The sequence below is a fragment of the Zooshikella sp. RANM57 genome, from assembly GCF_050749885.1.
Lineage (GTDB): Bacteria > Pseudomonadota > Gammaproteobacteria > Pseudomonadales > Zooshikellaceae > Zooshikella.
This window is the reverse complement of sequence record NZ_JBOIUB010000004.1, coordinates 403,098-428,155: the sequence shown is the minus strand read 5'-3', so window position 1 is coordinate 428,155 and position 25,058 is coordinate 403,098. Positions and strand designations below refer to the sequence as shown.

Below are 25,058 nucleotides of genomic sequence, written 5' to 3'. Positions count from 1 at the left end.
GAAAAAATATAATTTCATGATTACTACATAACCATTTAAATTAAATGTGTAAAAACACACGACAAAAACAGTAATAGAACTCACAAAAAACACAATACAATTTTATGAATTAAATATTTCTTGATAAATACCAAACGATTTAATTAAAATAACAGCAGAAACACTTTAACCAGTATTTCTGCTGTTAACTAAATTATAAAGAAAAATCTATTTCAGATACTAACGTAAAAGCATCTCGTGTAATATTTTCAGTACCTTGATGGTTAATGATTACAGTATCTTCTATACGAATACCACCAAAGCCACATAATGTATCAATAAGCGACCAGTTAACCCACTTTGCATGTTCACTTTCACGTAATGTTTTTAGCAGCATTGGAATAAAATAAATACCTGGCTCAATTGTGGTTGCCACACCAATGTCTAACGGACGCAATAAACGCAAAAATGGGTGTTTTGAAGGTGACTCAAACATTGTGCCATTGGTATCTTTCTGCCACCCACCAATATCATGCGTTTGCACACCAATCAAATGGCCAAGCCCATGAGGGAAAAATACATGGGTAATTTCATTATTAATAATTTGCTCTACAGGCAAATTCACAATCTCAAATTGGTTTAATAAAATGGCTATTGCTTCATGCATTCTTTCATGTAAATACACAAAAGACATTCCAGGTTCAATTTCTGAAATTAATTTTTGTTGCGCAAGATCAAGTGCCTGGATCAGTTCACTGAATACATGAGACTCTCCTGCACAATGAGTTCGCGTGATATCAGCAATATAACCATTGTAAACAGCGCCTGCATCGAGTAAAAAACTTTTCATTTCAGTTGTTGCACTTGTTAGATAATGGTCATAATGCAAGATGGCACTATGATCATTGAAAGCAACAATACTATCATAAGGCAACTGACTTTCTCTTAACTGACACGCCATTAAATAAGCACAATGTGTTTCTAACTCAGTTTTCCCTGAATGCCAAGCTTGATAGGCCGCATTGTGTCCTTTAACGGCTCGTCTATTAGCCATTCTTAAACACTGCTGCTCATATGCAGTTTTATAGGCTCTATTATATTCTAAATGAGCAAGCAAGGAATTAGGATTAATGTGTTGAATAGGCCAATCAAATAATTCTTCCGTTGTTTCACCAATAAAAGCCATTGTGTTCCAATCTATGGCTAACTGCTGTCGAATCTCTGACACAGAATGGACAATGTTAATATCCCATTCATTGAGCCAAAAACCTTCAGGTTCTGGCGGTACCGCATGCCAAAAATCTTTTGGCTGTAAATAAAAAAGTTTTGGTTTTTTTTCTGGTGTTATCCATAACATACAACCAGGCTGTTCTGGCAATGGCAACCAATGCTTAAAATGAGGATTGGCTTTAAAAGGGTAAGGGTTGTCATCTCGAAACGCTACTGATGACGTACCAGAATAAATCAATACACTATCAAATTCATTTTCAAGTAAACTTTGCTGCAACCTTTCCATTAACACGGCTACATGCTCTTTGTATAATGATTGCCAATCATGTTGTCCTTGAATAATATCCATCTATCATTCCCCCAACTGAGTAATCACATTACAAATGCCTTGGCAAAGCAAGGTAAGTTGTTCTTTTGAAATAATATAAGGTGGCATAACATAAACCAACTTGCCAAACGGGCGAACCCAGATGCCCTGCTCAACAAACATAGGCTGAACCTGATGCATATCAACAGGTTGTTTTAACTCAACAACGCCTATCGCCCCCAAAACCCTCACATCAGCCACCTGTGGTAGTGAACGACAGTATGCAAACCCCTGTATAAGACCTTGTTCTATCTGAGCAATAGTACCTTGCCAGTCTTGCTCAAGCAGCAAATCAATACTGGCATTAGCAACACTGCAAGCAAGTGGGTTAGCCATAAAGGTGGGACCATGCATCAATACTCCTTCCTTGGATATGGCTTGACTAACCTCTTCCGTACATAAGGTGGCCGCAAATGACATATATCCACCCGTCAAAGCTTTACCAACACACAAAATATCAGGTGCTATGTTGGCGTACTCACAGGCAAAAAGTTTACCTGTTCGGCCGAAACCTGTGGCTATTTCATCTGCAATGAGCAAAACCTGGTATTGATTGCAAAGCTTTCTAATTTCAGCCAAATATTCGGGTGCATAAAAACGCATGCCGCCGGCACCTTGGACAATCGGCTCAAGAATAAAAGCCGCTATCTCAGAGTGATGTTGTTTAAATAATTGCTTTACGGCTGTCAACTCTCCAGGTTGCCACTCACCTCTAAAAGAACTTTGAGGAGCAGGCGCAAATAATTGTTTAGAAAGCACCCCCTGAAACAGCGTGTGCATACCTTGCTCAGGATCACAAACCGACATCGCAGAAAAGGTATCTCCATGATAACCCCGTTTTACTGTCAGTAAACGTTTCTTCTGGGTATTTCCTCTCGCATGCTGATATTGCAATGCCATTTTTATCGCAACTTCAACTGCTACTGACCCGGAGTCAGAGAAAAAAACCTGTTGCAAAGGCTCGGGGGAAATAGCGACTAATTTTCGAGCCAAATCAATCGCGGGCTTGTGGGTTAATCCCCCAAACATCACATGGGCCATTAACCCTAGCTGCTGCTGAATGGCCTCATTCAATATTGGATGGTTATAGCCATGAATGACAGACCACCAAGATGCCATACCATCCACTAGCTGTCGTCCATCATTCAGCGTTAACTGAGCCCCTGCGGCGGAAACGACAGGAAACATCTGATAACGGTTTTGCATAGATGTATAAGGGTGCCAAATATGGGCTGCATCAAAACCTAGATCATCCTCGCTCACCAACGGCTTAGTCAAAGTCTTACTCCTTTAGTCATCTGCTGTGGATATGATTCAAACATGTTAGACGATGGCTTAAGGCACATCTTAAAAAAGATGCTAACGACTGATACACGATATCTCAACCACTTCACAGAGTTACAAACAGATTTAGCTCATCACCTAATGACGGAATGGCCTATTTTTAATAAAGATGCAGTCAACACAAAGTGAGGGTGTTTTCGTCCCCCTAGAATAAGGTAAAATCACTTGTTTAATCACTAGACTTAAGTTTTATGGCATCTTTATTTGTTGAACAGCTAACCGTTATTGACTTTTCCTATTTATGCCCTGAGCGTGGTCTCGTCGGCGAAAGTTGGTTAGTCGATGTAATACTTGATGGCTCACTTAACGAACAAGGTATGGTGTTTGATTTTGGCAATGTAAAAAAAGACATCAAGCAAGCCATTGACAGTACCATTGATCATACACTTGTTGTACCTTCTCACTGTGATGCCATCCAACTGGTTGATCATGATAAAACACGTGAAGTCACTCTTTCTACATCCCAAGATGACATCATTCACTGTCTAGCACCCAAAGCAGCCATTGTACCTATTCCTGTTGATACAATTACACCCATAACATTAAAAGCCGTCGTTGAAAATCACCTAAAAAGTGTTGTACCTGACAATGTAGATTCTGTATCTGTAAATCTATACCCTCAAGCCATTCAAGAAGCCTATTACCATTACAGTCATGGACTGAAAAAGCATCATGGCGACTGCCAACGCATTGCACATGGACACCGGTCACCGCTAAAAATTAAGCTGGATGGAAAGCCCGCTCCCCAATTAGCACAGCAATGGGCCAAGCACTGGCAGGATATTTACCTTGTGACTGAAGCAGATATTCTGGACCAATTTGAACAAAATGGCATTACCTATATAAAATGTGGCTACCAGGCACCTCAAGGCTATTTTGAATTAACCATTAATAAAAAACGCTGTTATTTTTTCCAAACAGACACGACCGTAGAGCTAATTGCCCAACACTTAGCGCAAGAAATAAAAAAAGAGAACCCTAATCAAGATGTTACTGTACAAGCCTATGAAGGCTATAAAAAAGGGGCAATTGCTACAGTATAATCTTTTTTTGAACGTTCATTATTTATTTCAAAAAACAATTAAGCAAAAAGGGTACCTCTAAAAATACATACATTATGAAATGCCCTCAATAACACAGTGAAGTGTTCCCCGAGGGCTCATAATACTTCTGTGACACAAACAAAAATAACACTTATCAGCAGATTCATAATAGCCTCAACCTGAATGAACGCTTAAATTAAAATCCACGCTAAACAGGAAAAACAGTTTCTTTCTTAACATGATACTGAAGCACCGAGTATCCATATTAAGAGACTATTCATACCACGAATAAATTAATATTTTTGACTTTCTTATATCCAGTATTTAGCTAATCTGATTAATAAGTTATTCATGAAGTATTTAAAGGCTGCTATACCCTCTTGTGGAAAAAGCCACACTGGATGTAACGCCTTTAGTAAAACAAAATATACTCATAATAAAGGGTATACTTATTCAATTTGTTACTTTACTGAATAAGCACACTGATTAAGTGAGTTGCTTATTATTGCAAATCTGAATATTTAAGCGTTTTGACGAATGATAAAACATTTCGCATACTGGAAGTGGTACAGACCCCAAGAACGTCACGTTGTAAAAGAGGGACTGTGATTGGCTTTAACAATACCTAAAAGAGATCGGTTATCTGTTAAATTACTGCGCGTGGTGTTATTTTCTGCATTCCTCGTGGGTGTAGTCTTGAGTGTCGCGCAAATCGTTTTTGATGCATACAGCTCCGACGAGACCATTGATAACCAGGCTTATGCAATGTTGGCCATGGTTCGTGATCCTGCTATTCAGGCGGTGTATAGCCTGGACAAAGAAATGGCATCACAAGTTGTTGAAGGCTTATTCGAAAATCAATCTATCCGATATGCAGCTATTGGGCATCCCGATGAACCCATGCTGGCAGAGAAACGCCGGCCACTCATCAGCACCCCCTACCGCTGGTTTACTGATAAAATCTTTAATACTGAGCGAACATACAAAGTCAATCTATTTGGACGACTGCCCTACAGTGAATATTATGGTGATCTGATGATTACCATTGACACTGCGCTAAGTGGTTCTGAGTTTGTCAATCGTAGTATTATCATTTTTGTGTCTGGCATTTTGCGTGCCATCGCAATGGCCACAGTACTTTATTTAATTTACACCATTCTATTGACCAAACCACTTACCCGAATCATTGATAATTTATCTCATATTAACCCCGACCACCCTGGTCAAAAAAAGATCCCCATGCTGAAGGGTAACGAAAAAAATGAAATGGGGATTTGGATTCGCACCGCCAATCAGCTGCTTGAGTCAATAGATCGCAACAATACTAAACGCCAAAAAGCAGAAGCGCATGTGCTTCGCCTTGCTCAATATGACTTTCTTACCGGTTTACCTAATCGCGTCATGCTGCAAAAGCAATTACAGCGAATATTACAAGAAGCAGGAGGCAAAAATTGTCTCGTTGCTATTTTATGTTGTGGTATTGATGATTTTAAAGGCGTAAATGAACAGTTTACCTACAAAGTCGGTGACCATATTTTAATGGCGCTAGCAGACCGCTTACGTAACCAAAGGAGTAGCGTACGTGCCGTTGGCCGCTTAGGAGGAGACCAGTTTGCCATTATTCAGGACAATATTGAACAGCCTTATGAAGCCGCAGAGCTAGCTCAAAATGTCTTAAATGATGTAGAAGAGCCTTTCGTCATCAACAATGAGCCTATTGGTATTCGTGCGACCATAGGGATTACATTATTTCCTGAGGATGGAAGTAACCCGGAAAAACTGCTACAAAAAGCAGAGCAAACAATGACATTGGCAAAATCCCGCAGTCAAAACCGCTTCCAATTCTATATAGCCAGTGTGGATACAGAAATGCGTATCCGCAAACAACTCGAAAAAGACCTGCTTAAAGCGTTAGAAAATAAAGAATTACACTTAGTCTATCAACCTCAAATTGACTATTCCACAAACCGTGTCATTGGTGCAGAAGCACTTTTACGCTGGATACATCCTGATAAAGGTTTTATTTCTCCAGAATTATTCATTCCATTAGCCGAAAAGAATTTATCCATTATTCCTATTGGCGAATGGGTACTCCAACAAGCGGCTCAACAGCTTCAGTTTTGGCATAATATGGGCTTTGAAGAATTCCGTATGGCAGTGAATTTATCCGCTATACAATTACGCCAGGAAAATATTGAAGAAGTTATTACTGAAACATTACAAAAATATTCAATACCACCTTACTGTATGGAGTTGGAGGTCACTGAAACGAGTATCATGGATGATGTATCTCTCGCCGCAGCACGACTGGAAAGTATTAAACGCTCAGGTGTAATGATCGCCATTGATGATTTTGGTACAGGTTATTCCTCTCTAAGTTATTTAAAGAAATTACCCTTCGATAAAATAAAAATTGACAAAGGGTTTATGCAAGATGTTATTCAAGATGAAGATAATTCGGCCATTGTAAGAGCAATCATTCAGCTAGGTAAAAGCTTAGGACTTAAAGTTATTGCTGAAGGCGTAGAAACCCAGGAGCACGAAGATTATATTATCAGTCAAGGCTGTGAAGAAGGTCAGGGGTATTTCTACAGCAAACCAGTGTCCTCTGAACAGTTTCAACAATACGTAAAAAAAAACAACAAAGCAGCCTGAAAAATGAAAACAATAATGGGTTAGAACCATCCACAGCGAGCTAATCACACTTAATCTCTGCTGACGATAGCCACTGCTACACTCTTACTAGCCTAACAATATAATACACAGCAATACCTGACTTTCACGAAGTAAATATAGGCTTTTATCAGCTAAAGTCATATTCAAGCTTTACAGGTGAACGGTTCCTGTTGTATACATCATAGATGGCAAGATAGCCACTGTAAAAACTTAACACTTTACAACGAGCGTCTTATACTCCTTAGAAAGTGTTGTAAGCAGTAACAGGGGGAATTAAACAAGCCCCTTAAAAAGCAGTCCAAAACCTATGGAACAAGATAGAGTAAGTCTTTGGCACGGAAGAGCATAGTCTTCTTTTGTAGTACAACATATTTATTGTGATACCAGAAGCAGACTACCAGACATTTTACAGCTTGCTGAAAAATACCATGACAAACAAAAAAGCCGTTCTATTTTCCGGGATACTATCCTCAGTTTCAGCTGTATTTACAGCACCAATACATGCTTTACAGTTAGGGGATGCAAGCCTTTTTTCAGTGATGAATGAGCCTTTAAAATCACATATTGAAGTGCTTATTCCTAACAACCGTACAACATCTGCCAATACAGTACATGCACGCTTGGCGAGCCAATCTGCTTTCTACCAGGCAGGGGTTGAACCTGTAAATATCTTACAGCATTTACAATTCAAGACGGTGACTCGGCCCAATGGCACCGCTTATATTGAAGTGACCAGTAATCAACCGATACGAGAGCCGTTTTTAAATTTTGTTATTGAAACAGAATGGCCTACAGGACGTCTTCTCCGCCAGTATACTTTGCTACTTGATCCCCCTGCACCAACGTCGACGACACCCACACTGGATTTTAATACCAATCAGTATCAAATAGCAGATAACTCATCAGCGCCTCAAACTAGCAGTGCCCCCCCGACAGGTGAAAGTCAACCTTCACCACAGCAAACAGAAAGCTACACGATTAAAGCAAACGACACCTTATGGGAAATCGCACGAGACGTTCGTCCAAGCAAGTCAATCAGCATTCAACAAATGATGATTGCTTTACAAGCCCTTAACCCTCATGCCTTTATCAATGACAACATCAACCTATTAAAACGGGGTAAAGTGTTAAGAGTTCCAACCCAAGCGCAAATTGCGGTTATCACACCACAAGAATCCGTAGAACTGATAGCGGCTCAGTCCAATGACCCTCAGTCGTTAACCGCAACGCCCTTGGATGCAACCCATCAGGATTCTCCAACCTTTGCTGGACGTCAAAATGCAGCTGACAGACTCTCCATTGTCACTCATGTTGATCCAACAGCAACGGGAAACTCAGAATTACAACCCCATACATCAGATACAGCCTACAATACAAAGCTCACAGTCACACAAGAGCAGCTAGATAAATCGAAACGTGAAAATGACGAGTTAAAATCACGGCTGAATGACTTACAGGAACAAATTAATACCTTAAAACGCCTGCTGGTCCTCAAGGATGAACAGATGGCAAGGCTTCAAGCCAGACTGGAAGAACTTGAGGCACCAGAAACAGTACCTCAACAGTCACTCACCCAAGTCCCCTAATCCCATACGTTTGGTTGAGAAGAATAGGTTTATAAGCTTACTGTTTGGGTAGCCGCATTTTCTGACAAATCAGAACGCATATCGAAGCTACCCATCACCAATTTTAAACCTGGCTCAAGTCTTGTCTGTTCCCGCTGATTGCGCTGCATGACAAAGTAAATTGAGTGAGAAGCGGTCTGCATCCCACAATAGTCCCGAAGAAATGCTTCTTGGGTATAGCCTTTAACCTGATAAAACTCACGAACGCATTGCACATTGCCAAGCGCACTATCGTCAATCGTATCTAACACTTCAAAGCGTTTGGACTCAATTGTCGCACCAGGTATTTCAAGCTGCTTGAAGGTATCGGAATACCCCTGAGCATAAGCCATGATATTAATCTCATCACCATAAAGCGCACGTGTTTTTTCCTGAACACGGGACTCAATATTGATATCAACACCTAATGTAAATACACCTTCCAGTGATATCCACTGGTGCTGTCCATCAGTATTCTGATAATCCACATCCCATGAAGCAGGATAACGAAACGATATCCCATCCTGGCTAAATTGTGCTGTTTCTGTCGTATCCAGCGCCATATCACAGCCAGATATCATCAAACTACTCATGAGAAATGCTATTACTGTCTTCATATGAATAATCAATCAGTTATACAAACTACTTCACACATTACCTCATTAATCTTTACTATAGAATGAATTTTGCGACAAAACTCACTAAATGGATGTGATAAAGCGACAAATACCATCTTTACGCAAAATGAACCTGGCCAGATATCGTTACAAACTGCCCACCTTTTAAACGATAAGCATTATCATTATAATATGGTAATAGTTATTATTAGCTTCTTATCCAAACACTAAGCAATGATGTACCTCAGAAGGAGTTTATCCCGCATGCTACGTCAGACAGCACTTACCTACTTACTTACGTCGATAGTCGCCTTACCATTATCCGTGCAAGCCAAAGCAGAGAATAATCAGGCTCCCTCTCTGAAAGCTGTTGTAGGTCACTATGCTGATATTGCCTACGCTAATTACAGTGATGCCCTGCAAACCGCTCAGGCACTGCAAGAAGCAATCAATCAGCTAACAAAAAATCCTAATAAAGAAACCCTTAAACAAGCAAAACAAGCTTGGTTTCAAGCACGAATTCCTTACCAACAAACTGAAGTATTTCGCTTTGGCAACAAAATCGTTGATGACTGGGAAGGTCAAGTGAATGCATGGCCTCTTGATGAAGGTTTAATAGACTATGTTGACACCGAGCACTATGAGTATGAACTCGGCAATAGTGGTGCAAGTGCTAACATCATTGCTAATAAGCAAATCAAAGTCGGAAGCAAAACAATTGATGCAACGAATATTACACCCGAATTATTAGCGTCACTGAATGAGCTGGGTGGCTCTGAAGCAAATGTGGCAACAGGCTATCACGCCATTGAATTTTTACTATGGGGACAAGATCTACATGGCACACAGGCTGGTGCGGGCGAGCGTAAAGTAACTGACTTTATGCCAGGCAAGCAGTGCACTAACCAACATTGTGACCGTCGTGTCGCCTATCTAAAAGCAACCTCTGAACTTCTGGTTAATGATTTAAAGGATATGGTCACTCAGTGGGCTCCGAAAAAATCCGACAACTACCGCCATGAACTACTCAGCGATTCACCAGAGCAAGGTCTCCGTAAAATGTTTTATGGTATGGGTAGCCTGGCTTTGGGGGAACTTGCTGGGGAACGTATGAAAGTCGCATTAGAAGCTAATTCTACTGAAGATGAACATGACTGCTTTAGCGATAACACCCACAATTCCCATTATTACAATGCACAAGGCATCAACAACATTTTCTTTGGTAAATACCAGCGTATAGATGGGTCAACCGTAACAGGTCCCAGTGTGGCAGATCTGGTAAAAGCAAAACAACCTAAAACAGCTCAACAAATTGAACAATTATTTAATACGACTCAATCTGCAATGCAAACAATGGTTGATAAAGCTGAAAAGGGTATGGCATTCGACCAAATGATTGCTGCAAACAATAAAGAAGGCCATACCATTGTTCGTAATGCAATACAGTCTCTCGTTGCACAAACAGAAGGGATTGAAAAAGCGGCGAAAGTGATTGGCATAGCTAACTTAAACCCAGATAATGCTGATCATAGTTTTTAATTAAAAAAACAGCTTATACACAGTTTAAATACAGCCTAGCCCTGTTAAAGGGGCTAGTTATTATAACATCAATGCAGTAAAGCTATCGTGAAACCTGTTATAACTCTTACGCTACTCATACCCTCTTTTATCCTCAATGCTGCGCCATTAAGCCGTGACGAACTGTCTGGTGGTGAGACTACAGTAAAAAATACAACACATAACGCTTATTCACTTCCTGCCGCCAATTTACCCATTACCCAAAAACTCGACTTTAGTGTAGGCAACAGTTTTTTTCGTAATCCCTGGGTACAAGCACCATCATCAACAACTGCACGTGACGGACTGGGGCCCTTATTTAATACAAATGGTTGCCAGAATTGCCATATTAAAGACGGTCGAGGTCATCCTCCAGAACCGAATGACCATAATGCTGTTTCCATGCTCGTTCGACTAAGTATTCCTGCAGTCACAGAGCAACAACAAGCACAATTAAAAAAGCAAGGGGTTATACCTGAACCTACGTATGGTGGACAACTCCAAGACTTTGCTAATGACCCCATCCCCAATGAAGGAAAAATAAATATTACCTATACGGAACAAGTCGTATCATTTGAGGATGGATATCAAGTGAGTTTACGGAAGCCAACACTGACTATAACTGAGCTTGGTTATGGTAAATTCCATCCTGAAACGATGATGTCAGCGCGCATTGCTCCACCTATGATTGGTTTGGGCTTACTGGAAAGTGTTGATGAGCAAACTATTCTTACCCATGCTGACCCAGAAGACAAAAATAAGGATGGTATTTCTGGCCGTGCGAATTATGTATGGGACCACCGCTTACAAAAAACACAATTAGGACGCTTTGGCTGGAAGGCAGGACAACCTTCATTAATGCAGCAAAATGCAGCTGCTTTTAATGGTGATATAGGTGTTACTTCACTGATGTTTCCCCATGATGACTGTACTACACAGCAAAAAGCCTGTAATAAGGCACCCTCTGGTGGAAAACCTGAAGTAAGTGAAAAAATTCTTAATTTCGTTGAGTTTTATACCCAGCATTTAGCGGTTCCCGCACGAAGAAATAGTAATGATCCTTTAGTCAAAAAAGGGCAGACTCTATTTAATACCAGTGGCTGCAATAGTTGCCATATTCCTCAATTAAAAACAGCACGCCGTCCTGAAAGAAAAGCACTATCAGAACAAGTTATTTGGCCCTACACTGACCTGCTTTTGCATGATATGGGAGAAGGGCTTGCAGATCACCGCCCTGAATTTAAAGCATCTGGAAATGAGTGGAGAACTCCACCTCTTTGGGGTATAGGACTCACAAAAACGGTTAATGATCACACCTATTTTTTACATGACGGACGAGCTAGAAATTTGATGGAAGCAATTCTCTGGCATGGTGGAGAAGCTGAAAAGTCGAAACAGCATGTATTAAAAATGAATAAAAAAGAACGTGCCGCCCTATTGGTTTTTCTAAATTCACTATAACCCACATATTCAAATACCACGTTACCAATATGGTATTTGAGCAAGAGTTTTTATTTTATGAAATACTCACAAATAAAACATAACTTTCGTATAAGCATAAAGAGTTTTATCGCTTATTGTATCTTAGTTACCTTCCCCGTTCAGGCCAATTTAGATAATTTAACTACACATGTCGATGCAATATATGCCAACCTATCAACACAGGTTGAAACACTTCATCAATCCAGCCAGCAACTTTGTAAAACAACGGCAGCTTCTCAGCAACCGGAAAAATTAAGCGCTACCCAACTAGCCTGGGAAAATGCAATGAATGCCTGGGTTAAAGCGGATCTCATTAATTTTGGCCTGGTCGTAGATGAGAATATTGCTTGGCGTTTTCAATTCTGGCCAGATAAAAAGAATTTAGTGAAACGAAAAGTTGAGCAGTTTTTACAACAACACTCCGACGCCATTACAAACAAGCAAGTAGCTGAAGCCAGTGTTATCATTCAAGGACTTTCAGCTGCAGAATATTTACTTTTTGAGCCTATTACACCTTCGATTGCTAACAATAAGCAACGCTGCCAACTGTTAGAAGAAGTATCCTCAGTCCTCGTTCAAAACAGCCACTATCTTCAAAAGCACTGGAATAAACAACCATTAGCGATTAAAAATCAACATGACTATCTTACGCTGGTAAGCAATGCCTTAGCGTCCTACTTAGAAAAAACATATAAAAAATGGTCTTTAGCTGTATTAAAACAAAATCCTTACTTCGCTGAATCCTGGCGTAGCCAACACTCAAATGAAAATATTCAGCAAAGCTTAGTCGCAGCTAACAGCTGGTATCAGCAGCTTATTTTACCTTACTTACAAGATACCAAAGAAAAAAAAGACCTAGCAAAAATCCTTAACACCGCCTTCAAAAAAAATATTACTCAATTTAAACAGTTGCCAAATTCATTATTTTCTATATTACAAGCTATTAAAAATCAAGAAAAACACTCAGCAAAAAATCTATTACAATTACAAGAGACAACACAGCAATTTCGTCAATTAAAAAAACAAATAACGCTGGACTTACCTAAAACACTTGACGTGTTAATTGGCTTTAATGCAAATGATGGGGATTGATCATGTCATTTACGCGTTCAGTTAAACGCCGTGCTTTTTTACAGAAAGGTCTTTTAGGTTTAACCGCTTTTTGCATACCATCACTTTATGCGTCTGAGCTGCTACGCAAAAAAGCAACTAAATCACCACAGCTCCTAAGCGCGGCAAAAGACAATAAGGGTAAATATCATATTTGTATTTTTTCGCCATGGCAGCAACAACTTTTTTCGTTCCCCCTCCCCCACCGAGCACACAGCATTACACCACACCCCAAAAAACCTATAGCGATCTGTGTTGACCGCCGACCTGGTCGACAACTTTACGTTTTTGATTATCAAAAACACCAGTTACTAAAACAAATAACAGCTCTGCCCAATCATCATTTTTACGGTCATGGTGTTTTCAGTCATGATGGTGAATATTTTTTCACCACGGAACAACACTGGCCAACCAGTAAAGGTCAAATAGGCGTATACCATACGCGTACTTTTGAACGTGTTGATACCCTCAATAGTGGTGGAATGGGACCTCATGAATTACGCCTACATCCACAGCACAATCAGTTAATCGTCGCCAATGGCGGTATAAAAACTCATCCAGACTATGACCGACGTAAACTAAACGTTGACTCCATGAAGCCTAACTTAAGTCTTATCAACTTAGCAAAAGGCGATGTACAACAACAATGGTCATTTAATCCTAAACAATTAAGCATTCGACACCTGGATGTTAGTGATGATGGGTTGATTATTGTGGGTTTACAATATCAGGGCGATCAAAGTGATATTGTGCCTCTAGTACTTTATCAGCAAGGTAATAGTGAATTACAGCCTATGCATACTGATGAAATCGGTTGGCTTCAACTCAATCAGTATATCGCCAGTGTCTGTATCATGACTCAAAGCAATACCGCTGTTATTACTGCACCACGAGCCAATAAAGTCACATTTTGGGATTTGAAAACTAAACAATTAACAAAAACAATTCCCTTAACGGATGCTGCAGGAGCCGTTGCGCTCAGTGACCATCTCTGTGCTGTAACAACAGGAACAGGAGAGGTACACCTTTTTGATTGCAACACTGGCATCAAAAAAGTACACACCACAAAATACAATAAAATTGCCTGGGATAATCACCTCAATACGACCAGTGCATTGGTATAAGCCTTAAAATATACCCGTTAACCTTAAAACGTGCCAGAAGACTTTTTGTGAAACACTTGCTGGGAGCGCGGTACTTATTGCAGGCCAAAGGTGGCCTTGTGATGAGTATGGAGCAAATAGTCCTTACACCAATACACCTCAAGCACACCGGCACCAAAGCGCTACTTGCAGTTTATTTATTTCGCCCACTCTAAACATCACTGCTAAACTCTTAATATCACACAGTACTGGTTTTATATGATAGATTGAGGTAACTCATGGGGTTGCTCAAGAAAAGTCTCTTAGCGAAGGTTTATTTTATACCTTTTTTAGTGGGCGCTATACTTTTAGCATTAAATGCATTCAGCCTATGGCAGACCAACAATGCGTTAAAAGAGTATAACTCCCTAATTAATGAAGAGTTCTATCACAGCCAACAAATTGATCACTTAAATCTTCTTTTTAAGCGACAAGTTCAAGAATGGAAAAATGTTCTACTTCGCGGCCATGATAGTGGCAACAGGGAAAAGTACTGGGGAGCATTTGAAAAACAGCAACAAGATATTCAACAAATCGCCAAAGAATTACTACCACATATTACTGAAACGGATGAAGCAACAGCTAATGAACTAAAGTCATTTATTCAAACCCATCAACAGCTCTTCAGCCAGTATCAACAATCTTATAATAAATTTACCCAAGGCGATAATGATTATAAAGCTGCAGATAAGCAAGTAAAGGGAATAGACAGGAAACCGTCTACACAACTGGAAGAGCTTCAAAAAAAATTAAGTGATATTTCAAAAACTAAAAGCGCATCACTTTCGTCAAGTAGCTTAACATTATCCAATAGCTTGTTTTTCACTACGTTTGCAGTATTAGTCATTATCCTTGTTATCGCATTCGTTTGGTTAAGAGCTTTGTTAATTAGGCCTCTTCAAGCATTATCAAACCATATTTTTGCGTTAGAGTCAGGACAGCTTGAGTTTCACAGTGAACTTAAACCCCGTGATGACGAACTTGGTCTTGTTTCTAATTCAGTCGCCAAACTCCAATCTTCATTAAAAAATACCACAGATAGTTTAAAGAGTGTTTTACAAAGCCTAAAACAATCATCACGTTCACTAAGTCATATTTCTCAGGATATTTCTCGCGGAATTAACGAGCAGCATTTACGTACTGACCAAGTTGCTACTGCAATGAATCAGATGAGTGCAACAGCACACGAAGTCGCCCAACATGCCGCAAATGCTGCTGAAGCAGCAACAAATGCAGATAACTCTGCCCAAAACACTATGAGCATAATGAATAACACGATTGATACCATAAATAGTATGTCAAAAGAAGTCAGTAATACATCGGATGTTATTCAGCATTTGGAAGAAGAATCAAAAAGTATAGGCACAGTACTCGATGTTATTCGTGGTATTGCAGAACAAACTAATTTGCTTGCACTTAATGCCGCTATTGAAGCAGCTCGAGCTGGTGATCAAGGTCGTGGGTTTGCAGTTGTTGCTGATGAGGTTCGTACGCTTGCCCAGCGTACCCAGCAATCTACAGCTGAAATACAAGATATTATCGCCAACGTTCAAAATGGTGCTCATGATGCCGTCTCTGCCATAGAGCGTGGTCGTAATCAAACAGCAGAAGGCGTAGAAAAAGTCACAAAAGCGGGTGATTCATTACAATCAATTACCCACGCCGTAGAAGAAATTCGTGATATGAACCATCAAATAGCAACAGCCGCTGAAGAACAAACCTCCGTTGCTGAAGACATCAGCCAAAACCTTCATGATATTACTGAAATTGCCTCAACCAATAGTAAAAATGCAGATAAAACAGCAGAAAACAGTCATAGCTTAGAGGATTTGGCCAAGAAGTTAGAAGACTTAGTGGTACAGTTAGCTAAATAGAATCAAATTCAAGATAGTAGAAACATGCTACTTATTTAGTACACATGAAAATCCATTCATTTACGAAGTAGATAGTTTAATTTTCTATTCAAAGCGACATTCTACTTATAACTGAATAAATCTTGGCAGTAACATTAAACCTGTACCAATTAAGATTAACGCAATTGCATTGTCAACAAAATACGGATAAACCATCAACGCGATACCCGTTAAACGAATGACAATATTTGACTGTTTTTTTCCATATATGAAATAACCCAGACCTATAGACCCAAACAGTAGCCCCCAAAGAATGGTAGCGGTATTCATGGTAACTATTTTCCTAATGAATTTAGCTAAACTACTTATGACTGATTAATAGGGCTAAAATCTTAATCCCATCATCTTATTATGCGCTTCTTTATTAAAAACTATATGCTTTAAATGTAGTCATCTAAACATAAAAACAAATTATTTATCTATAGGCATAAAAAAACCCCCGCGATGCGAGGGTTTTTTTTAGGTGCTAATAAAGCAGGCAATTACATCATGCCGCCCATACCACCCATTCCGCCCATACCGCCCATATCTGGAGCAGCTGGCTTATCTTCAGGGATTTCAGCAATCATAGCTTCTGTAGTGATCATCAGACCAGCAACAGATGCAGCCGCTTGCAGCGCAGAACGAGTTACCTTAGCAGGATCCAGGATACCCAGCTCGATCATGTCGCCGTATTCGCCAGTTGCCGCATTGTAACCGTAGTTACCGTCACCTTTCTTGATGTTTTCAACCACAACAGACGCTTCATCACCTGCGTTAGCAGCGATTTGACGCAGAGGTGCTTCAAGTGCACGCAGAGCTAAATGAATACCTGCATTTTGGTCTTCGTTATCACCTTGAACAGTCACTTTTTGCAGTGCACGAATAAGAGCAACACCACCACCAGGTACAACACCTTCTTCTACTGCAGCACGAGTCGCATGCAATGCGTCTTCTACACGTGCTTTTTTCTCTTTCATTTCTACTTCAGAGCCAGCACCCACTTTAATGACAGCAACACCGCCAGCCAGTTTAGCAACACGCTCTTGAAGTTTTTCTTTGTCATAGTCAGAAGTAGATTGCTCGATTTCTGCACGGATTTGCTCTACACGTGCTTTGATATCTGCAGCAGAACCAGCACCGTCTACAACAGTAGTGTCTTCTTTAGTGATTTGGATGCGCTTAGCTTGGCCCAACTCGTCCAATGTTGCTTTTTCCAAAGAAAGACCAACTTCTTCAGAAATAACAGTACCGCCAGTCAGAATAGCGATGTCTTGCAACATAGCTTTACGACGATCACCAAAGCCAGGTGCTTTAACCGCACAGACTTTAACAATACCGCGCATGTTGTTAACAACCAAAGTAGCTAATGCTTCGCCTTCAACATCTTCAGCGATGATTAACAGAGGCTTGCTTGATTTTGCAACAGCTTCCAATACGGGCAACAATTCGCGAATGTTAGCGATTTTCTTGTCAACCAATAGGATGTATGGGTTTTCAAGCTCAGCGCTCATATTTTCTTGGTTGTTGATGAAGTATGGTGACAAGTAGCCACGATCAAACTGCATACCTTCAACTACTTCAAGCTCATTCTCAAAGCCGCTACCTTCTTCTACAGTGATAACGCCTTCTTTACCTACTTTTTCCATCGCTTTAGCAATGATTTCACCAACGTGAGCATCAGCATTGGCAGAAATAGTACCTACTTGAGCAATAGACTTGGAATCTTCACAAGGAATAGCCATGTCTTGCAGATGATCAACAACTTCAAGTACTGCTTTGTCAATGCCGCGCTTCAGATCCATTGGATTCATGCCAGCAGCAACAGACTTCAAACCTTCGATAACAATTGACTGAGCCAATACAGTTGCAGTAGTCGTACCGTCACCTGCTTTGTCATTTGCTTGAGACGCAACTTCTTTAACCATTTGTGCGCCCATGTTTTCGAACTTATCTTTTAGTTCGATTTCTTTTGCTACAGAAACACCATCTTTAGTGATAGTTGGCGCGCCAAAAGATTTTTCCAATACAACGTTACGACCTTTTGGACCCAACGTAGCTTTAACCGCATCAGCCAAAACGTTTACACCCTTGATCATACGTGAACGGGCGCTATCGCTAAACAAAACTTCTTTTGCCATATCTAGAATTCCTTAGAACGTTAAATGGGATTAACCATTAATATAAGCGTTTAATAAAACTGCGAATGGTGTAGTACTATACTTAGCCTTCCAATACACCATAGATGTCGTTTTCACTCATGATGATGAGATCTTCGCCATCAATTTTAATGGTGTTACTATCAGCGTATTTTCCAAAAACTACTTTATCGCCTACTTTTACGCTCAAAGGACGTACTTCGCCGTTATCCAATATCCGACCAGAACCAACAGCAACGATCTCACCTTGGTTTGGCTTTTCTGCTGCACTACCAGGCAGCACGATACCGCCAGCAGTTGTCTTTTCTTCTTCTTGGCGACGAACAACAACTCTTTCGTGTAACGGACGGATTTTCATCAATATCTCTCCAGTTTTTACCTATTCGCTGAGTTACGCTCAACAAGGTTATCCAAGCGTGAACAGCTATTGAAGTAGCCATTCACCATCCCTCTGTCAGGGCGCCTGTTACTCACTCAAAACAAGCTTAAAGCCTTTTAATGCTTAATTCGTAAGCGTTGCTTGAGTTCTAAAATTCGTGTGTCCATTAATGGGGATCACAAAAAATAATTTCAATGGTTCCCACCAAAAAATTTATTTTTTTTCTTCACTAGAATCTTCTCGACGAAACTCACCATCAATCACATCCCCATTCAGAGGACGGTCAGCGGATTGCTGATAATAGCTCTGCGAGGTATGTGAAGTTGATGTATATGCCATAAACTTACCTGATCTGAGGAGTGCAGCAATCATCGCACGCCGAGTCATTGGAAGCAGACAGCAAAAACCAAATGCATCAGTTACAAAACCAGGTGTTAATAACAAGGCTCCTCCTACTGCAAGCACAATGCCCTCAAGCATCTCTTGAGCAGGTAACGTGCCCGTCTGCAGTTTTGAGCGAGCCCGCATTAGTGTGCTAAAGCCTTGCTGACGTAAGAGATTCAGGCCAATAACCGCAGTTAACAGCACGAGTCCTACTGTTGGCAATGCGCCTATCCAGGAACCGACTTTAATTAGCACCAGCATTTCAACAACTGGCACCACAATGAATAAAAGCAATAAAATGCGCATGACCCCTCTCATTTACTAACTGTTAACGTGTACAGCAATTAACCATGGCATTGGCATAATGCATAGGGTGCTGTTTTGTTAAATGACGACGCTTTGCCCAAATTCAAGGGGTAAAGCTTAAAATCTAGCAATATTGGCTAATCATTGTTGTGAATAACTGCTGGGCATCCCCAGGCACGCTAGCAGACGTTGGAAAGTTAATACGATACAGCTCATCTAACCTTCGGACTGTAAACCCTAAGCTATCAATACCTGCTAGCATCACATGCATATGTTCCATTTCCGGCATTGTGATGATTAATTTAGATATAAGTAATTTAGTGATTAAATGGCGATAGGATTCATTCATTTTTATCAATAAGGCAAACTCTTCAGGTTCTGAAAAAAGTTTCGATGGGCTTTGAAACACCTCAGCATCTAACCAGCAAACCTTGCCAAATCCTCCCACATAATATCCTTTAACTACTTCTAACTGATAAAAATTAAAGTCCAACTCATTGCAATAGTAGTGAGCGTTTGGGAAATGTCGATAATAGCGCCCTACATGATTATCAGCCAAGGTGCTACGTTTTACTTGTCCATAAACACATAAGCGCGGCTGTTGCTGTATATCTCCACCACCTTGATGATAAAGGGTTAATGAAACCTTTGGATTAGCCTTGATATTCTTAGTATGCTGGGCAAGATCACTGAGTAAAAATAGCGGGCTACCTTGTTCATCAAGGCAATAGGGGACAACTGACCCTAAAGGATAGCCTGATGCTAACTGTGTTGATAATACACCTTGATAGAAGCCTAACAGCATATGGCAAGCTGCATCTTCTACTTTTTTGAGCGGCTCTAATTGACTGGGTGTCACTTTTTTACTCGATGTCACTTTGCTCTTCTCCCCTTCACTTATCCACAAAGGTAGATGGCATCATAAAACCTGCGTAGTATGACAACTTGTTTACGAAATTCATTTATCGAAAACGAAGGAAACCCCCATAAAAACAATCAAATAAGGGAGTAATACCATGGAACTTAAAAATCGCACCATTATGATCACGGGTAGCGCCCAAGGTTTGGGAAAAACCATGGCACTACATTTAGCCAATCAGGGCGCTAACATAGCCTTAGTTGATTTAAATGCTGACCTGTTAACACAAACAGCCAACGAGTGTGAAGAGAAAGGCATTAAGGTGACAACGCATATTGCTAATGTCTCCAAAGAAACAGATGTTGTAGAGGCGGTTAAAAGCATTGTACATCAACATGGCACTATTGATGGCCTTATCAATAATGCGGGTATTCTTCGGGATGGAATGTTGGTCAAGGTCAAAAACGGAGAAATTGTCAAAAAATTCAGCCTGGAGCAGTGGCAGTCCGTTATTGATGTCAACTTAACGGGTGTATTTTTATGTGGCAGAGAAGTCGCAGCCCATATGATTGAGCATCAAACATCAGGTGTCATCATCAATATTTCCAGTATTGCCCGCTCTGGTAACATTGGTCAAACTAATTATGCTGCAGCAAAAGCAGGGGTCATTGCACTGACAACCACCTGGGCCAAAGAGCTTGCTCGTTATAACATTCGCTGTGGAGCCATAGCACCTGGCTTTATTGCCACGGATATGACGGCAAGTATGAAGCCTGAGGCTTTGGAGCGCATGACCGCGGCAATACCACTTCAGCGTATGGGTAGTCCTCAGGATATTGCTCAAGCAGCCGAGTTTATTTTCACAAATGAATACTTCTCAGGACGTGTTCTTGAAGTCGATGGGGCCATGCGACTATGACCCTCATGATGGTGATTAGATATTAAGTGTTTGCTGTTATAAGACAATTGGGAAGTAAACAGGCTTTTGCCGACACACCTTCTTTTGTACATGAGGCTTATTAAGCATAAACCCCACAACAGAAATCAAGTGTCGGCAATCAGTATTACCACGAATAACCTAGACCCACAGAAACAGCAGAATCTCGCTTTTCTTTTCCGTCATCAGGCTCATTATCGTAGTCTAATTCATACTGAAGAACAGCAGATATATTGTAAGGTAACTTGTACTCTAAACCTGTTTCACTCTCAAACAGTAACTTATTACCTTCTGTGCGGGGAATAAGTAGCTCATGCTTGTGGAAAAAGGATAACTTATCAAGAAATACAGTTGCTTTCTCATAATCAGTTGCCCAACGAAATACATCCACATGACTATCACCAGAATCACGGTAACGAGACCAGACCCGAGCCAAACCTCCCTCAACAGAAAAACGGTGTAAGGGTGTATTGAAAAACTGGTAACCTAAACCAAACCCCAGTGTTGTGCGCTCATTAAGGTTTTTCAAACCATCTTCTTCATAAGACACGTAGGTATTAGCGAACCAGTGCTCATCTAAAAAGCGGTCGTAATTGTAGTTAGCCTCTAACTTGTCTTCTGTTAGCCGCTCATTTTTTTCTGCACGCTCAGACTCAAACTCAAAACGATGCCGATTCATACCGTGAACCAGGTTCATATCAAGATCAAGCTTCAGCTCTTTTGACTCAGTGTTCCCATCCTTAAGTTCTGCAAATGCTCGCGCTTTACCAGAAAATTTCAGTGGTTTGGAGTTTTTCTCTTGCGGGTACATTTGATCAATACCCTGCAGCTCAGCAAACTCTATAACCTGCCCATTTTCTTGCTGTACTTTGTGATTTTTTCCATCTGCAAGCAACTTTCCGTGAATGGTTTCACCACTTTGCGTAAGAATCGTGACAGGCTTTTTAGTTTCAATTTTTTTTACTTTTGACCAGTTAAGCTGAATAGTCGCATAAGAGGTTTTAATCACCAATACTTCTTGATCAAGGTACTTTATTGTTCCGGAAATTTGGTCGCCATTACTGAGTTCAAGACGGTCTGCAAACACAAAGCAAGACATTCCCAGTAAACACGACACCAGAGTGCTTTTAATTAAGAAATGCATTCGTTTACTAACACTATTACACTTATGTTAAGGATTACAACTGATTACTACTGTGACACTTTTTAGTGCCAGCCTTGTCTGTCATAGAGTCTGAGTAAAGAATCATCTATGATGTTCAAGGTGAATGTGAATAAATGTCGATTAGAGCAACGTATGGAAGTATCTAAACACGCGCGCATATGGCAAGTGGTCAGTATGATTCCTACGGGCAAAGTGGCTACCTATGGCCAAGTCGCCCGAATGGCAGGGCTAAAAAATCATTCCCGTATGGTGGGTAGTGTACTCAGTCAACTGCCCCCACATTCCGGGTTACCTTGGCACCGGGTTATTAATAGCAAAGGGAGAATTTCATTTCCCCAAAGTAGTCCACAATATAACAAACAGAAACAATTATTATTAGCGGAAGGGATTAAGTTTATTGCAGATAAAGTTCCATTGTCCAGCTATCAATGGCACGCTGAGGAGTCCGCTTAAATCAGCTTGGCAATTGCTGTATATTTTTTAAATATCGTGTTAATAACAATTTTAAAGGCCATTAACAGTATTAAAATTATTATTAACACAATGCATAAGTTGTTTTGGTTAATAAATGAAAATGACGCCCTTTTTTCAATCGATTCTTAATCGCCGAATGTTAATCTGTCTCTTTACAGGTTTAGTGTCGGGTTTACCCTTATATATTTTAATTTCCATGCTACCGGCATGGCTTCGTACGGAGGGTATAGGCCTCAAAGAAATTGGCTTATTAACGCTTGTACAAATCCCTTATGCCTGGAAGTTTATCTGGTCGCCAATCATGGACTCAGTCAAATTGCCATGGCTGGGTTTACGTCGCGGTTGGATGTTAATTTCTCAAATAGCCTTATTGATATGTGTTTGCGGCTACGCATTAGTTGATCCAACAGACCTAATATGGGTAGCTATAATTTCAACGGCTATTGCCTTCTTTAGTGCCAGCCAGGATATTGTGATTGATGCTTATAGACGGGAAATATTACCTGATGAGGAGCTTGGCCTAGGTAACTCATTACATATTAATACCTACCGCCTCTCTGGTTTGATTCCTGGGTCTTTAGCACTGATTCTTGCAGATACACTCCCCTGGTCAACAGTATTTTTAATTATTGCCTTATTTCTCCTGATAGGTATTGGTCTTACGTTGAGTATTGCTGAACCCAAGCATCAGCTTCCTCCTCGCCCAACATTTCACTCAGCCGTCATTGAACCATTTCATGAGTTTTTTACTCGTCACGGACTTCGTTATGCTTTAGCTGTTTTAAGTTTTATGGTGCTCTATAAACTGGGTGATAATTTAGCAACAGCACTATCAACGGCTTTTTACTTAGACAAAGGCTACAGTCTTACGGAAATTGGATTGATTGCAAAACATGCAGGTCTTTGGCCAATGATTTTTGGAGGATTACTGGGTGGATTAATTATGATCCGCATTGGTATCAACCGATCACTTTGGCTTTTCGGATTTGTGCAGATAATCTCTATTCTTGGTTTTGCATGGTTAGCAGAGGCTGAAAAAAACTTATGGCTGCTTGCGCTCATAATCAGTTTTGAGTATTTAGGTGTTGGTCTTGGCACTGCAGCATCTGTTGCCTTTATTGCAAAAACAACCAGCAAGGCGCATGCAGCCACTCAGTTTGCCTTATTTACTGCCTTAGCAGCATTACCACGTACAACACTGAATACCTTTAGTGGTTATTTTGCCGAGTGGTTAGGTTGGACTCACTTTTTTATCTTTTGCACAGTATTGGCGATTCCAGGCATGCTACTCCTCTTTTATATTGCGCCGTGGAATGGAGCCACTCATTCAGCCCCAAAGCCTCCAGCTCAACCCGATGATGAGAGTACACTAGCGGCCAAACCAGTCAATGCGTCACAATCGACCTAAACTAAGCGCTACAAGATATCAACCGTTAATCAAACCAAGGGACAACGACAGTGTGTCCCTTATCTACCCTTCGTTATGGGTAACATATCACTCAACTATTTAGTCCCTAAAGTTATTGTATTGAAGCGGCAGATCTAAATCAGCTTCCTTCAAAAGCGCAATAGCCTCTTGCAAATCATCCCGCTTTTTCCCTGTCACTCGTACTTTATCCCCTTGGATTGATGCTTGAACCTTCAACTTTGCATCTTTTATCCGCTTAACAATTTTCTTACACGTATCTTTATCAAGGCCTTGCTTTACAGTGATATCCTGTTTCACTTGCTTGCCTGAGCCATAGTGATCTTTAATTTCAAGACACTTGATATCGATACCACGCTTAACCATACGGGTTTGCAGTAAGTCAATCATTTGCTGTAATTGAAAGTCGGCATCGGCAGTAAGAGATACTGTCTCATCCTGCAACTTATATGATGCTTCAACACCTCTAAAGTCATAGCGTTTATCCAGTTCTCGATTAGCTTGATCTACTGCATTGTTAAGTTCATGCAAATCTACCTCAGATACAATATCAAACGAAGGCATTAACTATTTCTCCATTCACCAAATAAAAGTAAGGTCTACACCTATTTATAAACCAACAGTCGTTCTAAAATTTTTTACTACTGCTCAAAGATATTCTATGAATCTGCTCAACAATTCACGACAGGAACCCGTTAAACAACAGACAGCACAACATTTACAAAGTGCTATCTGGCCTATAATGCACACATAATACAAACCTAGCTTTTACACAACGAGAACAAAATAAAAGCAAAAATAGCTCCACCAATTAGCAGTAAATTGGCTAAACTTAGAGCCAATACAATAATTTGACAGATATCACGGCCTGTTATTATATCTTAATAATCAGCTTTTCTGTCGAATTTCAGCAGTTTATGCTGCCT

Annotated in this window: 21 protein-coding genes; 11 read left to right on the top strand and 10 right to left on the bottom strand. The window is 40.4% G+C overall.

The window, feature by feature from the left end; translation table 11 throughout:
- Positions 1-193: 193 nt before the first annotated feature.
- Entirely contained in the window at positions 194-1,558 is a 1,365-nt protein-coding gene (pepQ, locus tag ACQ96U_RS11520) for a Xaa-Pro dipeptidase (RefSeq protein ID WP_431721395.1), read from the bottom strand.
- Positions 1,559-1,561: 3 nt separating this feature from the next.
- Entirely contained in the window at positions 1,562-2,854 is a 1,293-nt protein-coding gene (bioA, locus tag ACQ96U_RS11515; RefSeq protein ID WP_431721394.1) for an adenosylmethionine--8-amino-7-oxononanoate transaminase, read from the bottom strand.
- Positions 2,855-3,111: 257 nt separating this feature from the next.
- Here bioA and ACQ96U_RS11510 point away from each other — a divergent pair, with 257 nt between their 5' ends.
- The 3 genes from ACQ96U_RS11510 (at position 3,112) to ACQ96U_RS11500 (ending at position 8,225) form a co-directional block, all read left to right on the top strand.
- Positions 3,112-3,963 (top strand): 6-carboxytetrahydropterin synthase, encoded by an 852-nt coding sequence (locus ACQ96U_RS11510; RefSeq protein ID WP_431721393.1) that lies wholly within the window; start codon positions 3,112-3,114, stop codon positions 3,961-3,963.
- A 609-nt stretch (positions 3,964-4,572) separates the two neighbouring features.
- The gene (locus ACQ96U_RS11505) at positions 4,573-6,618 is read left to right on the top strand and encodes a putative bifunctional diguanylate cyclase/phosphodiesterase (protein WP_431721392.1); all 2,046 of its coding nucleotides are present in this window, start codon (positions 4,573-4,575) and stop codon (positions 6,616-6,618) included.
- Between the two features lie 449 nt (positions 6,619-7,067).
- Positions 7,068-8,225, top strand: coding sequence for a type IV pilus assembly protein FimV (locus ACQ96U_RS11500; protein WP_431721391.1), 1,158 nt, complete (start codon positions 7,068-7,070; stop codon positions 8,223-8,225).
- 29 nt (positions 8,226-8,254) lie between these two features.
- Here ACQ96U_RS11500 and ACQ96U_RS11495 read toward each other — a convergent pair whose 3' ends face one another.
- Positions 8,255-8,836: a hypothetical protein gene (locus ACQ96U_RS11495; RefSeq protein ID WP_431721390.1), complete on the bottom strand. Its 582-nt coding sequence runs from the start codon at positions 8,834-8,836 to the stop codon at positions 8,255-8,257.
- A gap of 288 nt (positions 8,837-9,124) precedes the next feature.
- Between ACQ96U_RS11495 and ACQ96U_RS11490 the strand changes: the two genes are divergently transcribed.
- From ACQ96U_RS11490 to ACQ96U_RS11470, 5 genes are all read left to right on the top strand, one after another.
- Entirely contained in the window at positions 9,125-10,399 is a 1,275-nt protein-coding gene (locus ACQ96U_RS11490; protein ID WP_431721389.1) for an imelysin family protein, read from the top strand.
- 87 nt (positions 10,400-10,486) lie between these two features.
- Positions 10,487-11,878, top strand: coding sequence for a di-heme oxidoredictase family protein (locus ACQ96U_RS11485; RefSeq protein ID WP_431721388.1), 1,392 nt, complete (start codon positions 10,487-10,489; stop codon positions 11,876-11,878).
- 57 nt (positions 11,879-11,935) lie between these two features.
- Positions 11,936-12,991 carry an imelysin family protein gene (locus ACQ96U_RS11480; protein ID WP_431721387.1) on the top strand — a complete coding sequence of 352 codons (1,056 nt, stop codon included), beginning with the start codon at positions 11,936-11,938 and terminating at the stop codon, positions 12,989-12,991.
- Positions 12,992-12,993: 2 nt separating this feature from the next.
- Positions 12,994-14,133, top strand: a complete 1,140-nt coding sequence (locus ACQ96U_RS11475; RefSeq protein ID WP_431721386.1) for a DUF1513 domain-containing protein — start codon at positions 12,994-12,996, stop codon at positions 14,131-14,133.
- 257 nt (positions 14,134-14,390) lie between these two features.
- On the top strand, positions 14,391-16,025 hold the full coding sequence (locus ACQ96U_RS11470; RefSeq protein ID WP_431721385.1) for a methyl-accepting chemotaxis protein: 1,635 nt from the start codon (positions 14,391-14,393) through the stop codon (positions 16,023-16,025).
- A gap of 105 nt (positions 16,026-16,130) precedes the next feature.
- On the opposite strand, the gene ACQ96U_RS11465 is transcribed toward ACQ96U_RS11470, so the two are convergent.
- The 5 genes from ACQ96U_RS11465 to ACQ96U_RS11445 all read right to left on the bottom strand — a co-directional run bounded on the left by ACQ96U_RS11465 (position 16,131) and on the right by ACQ96U_RS11445 (position 20,148).
- A complete protein-coding gene (locus tag ACQ96U_RS11465) occupies positions 16,131-16,334 on the bottom strand; it encodes a hypothetical protein (RefSeq protein WP_431721384.1) in 204 nt (67 codons plus the stop codon).
- A gap of 212 nt (positions 16,335-16,546) precedes the next feature.
- A complete protein-coding gene (gene groL, locus ACQ96U_RS11460; RefSeq protein WP_431721383.1) occupies positions 16,547-18,184 on the bottom strand; it encodes a chaperonin GroEL in 1,638 nt (545 codons plus the stop codon).
- 82 nt (positions 18,185-18,266) lie between these two features.
- Complete coding sequence (locus tag ACQ96U_RS11455; RefSeq protein ID WP_431721382.1) at positions 18,267-18,560, bottom strand: co-chaperone GroES; 294 nt, start codon at positions 18,558-18,560, stop codon at positions 18,267-18,269.
- Positions 18,561-18,794: 234 nt separating this feature from the next.
- Positions 18,795-19,271 (bottom strand): FxsA family protein, encoded by a 477-nt coding sequence (locus tag ACQ96U_RS11450; protein WP_431721381.1) that lies wholly within the window; start codon positions 19,269-19,271, stop codon positions 18,795-18,797.
- 124 nt (positions 19,272-19,395) lie between these two features.
- On the bottom strand, positions 19,396-20,148 hold the full coding sequence (locus ACQ96U_RS11445) for a HugZ family protein (RefSeq protein WP_431721380.1): 753 nt from the start codon (positions 20,146-20,148) through the stop codon (positions 19,396-19,398).
- 139 nt (positions 20,149-20,287) lie between these two features.
- On the opposite strand from ACQ96U_RS11445, the gene ACQ96U_RS11440 reads away from it, so the two are divergent.
- The gene (locus tag ACQ96U_RS11440; RefSeq protein ID WP_431721379.1) at positions 20,288-21,049 is read left to right on the top strand and encodes an SDR family oxidoreductase; all 762 of its coding nucleotides are present in this window, start codon (positions 20,288-20,290) and stop codon (positions 21,047-21,049) included.
- Positions 21,050-21,194: 145 nt separating this feature from the next.
- Here the strand turns inward: ACQ96U_RS11440 and ACQ96U_RS11435 are convergent, their stop codons facing one another.
- Positions 21,195-22,154 (bottom strand): DUF481 domain-containing protein, encoded by a 960-nt coding sequence (locus tag ACQ96U_RS11435; protein ID WP_431721378.1) that lies wholly within the window; start codon positions 22,152-22,154, stop codon positions 21,195-21,197.
- A 183-nt stretch (positions 22,155-22,337) separates the two neighbouring features.
- Here ACQ96U_RS11435 and ACQ96U_RS11430 point away from each other — a divergent pair, with 183 nt between their 5' ends.
- A complete protein-coding gene (locus ACQ96U_RS11430) occupies positions 22,338-22,685 on the top strand; it encodes an MGMT family protein (protein ID WP_431721377.1) in 348 nt (115 codons plus the stop codon).
- 115 nt (positions 22,686-22,800) lie between these two features.
- The gene (locus tag ACQ96U_RS11425) at positions 22,801-24,114 is read left to right on the top strand and encodes an AmpG family muropeptide MFS transporter (protein WP_431721376.1); all 1,314 of its coding nucleotides are present in this window, start codon (positions 22,801-22,803) and stop codon (positions 24,112-24,114) included.
- Between the two features lie 99 nt (positions 24,115-24,213).
- Here ACQ96U_RS11425 and ACQ96U_RS11420 read toward each other — a convergent pair whose 3' ends face one another.
- Positions 24,214-24,696, bottom strand: coding sequence for a YajQ family cyclic di-GMP-binding protein (locus ACQ96U_RS11420; protein ID WP_431721375.1), 483 nt, complete (start codon positions 24,694-24,696; stop codon positions 24,214-24,216).
- Between the last annotated feature and the right edge of the window lie 362 nt (positions 24,697-25,058).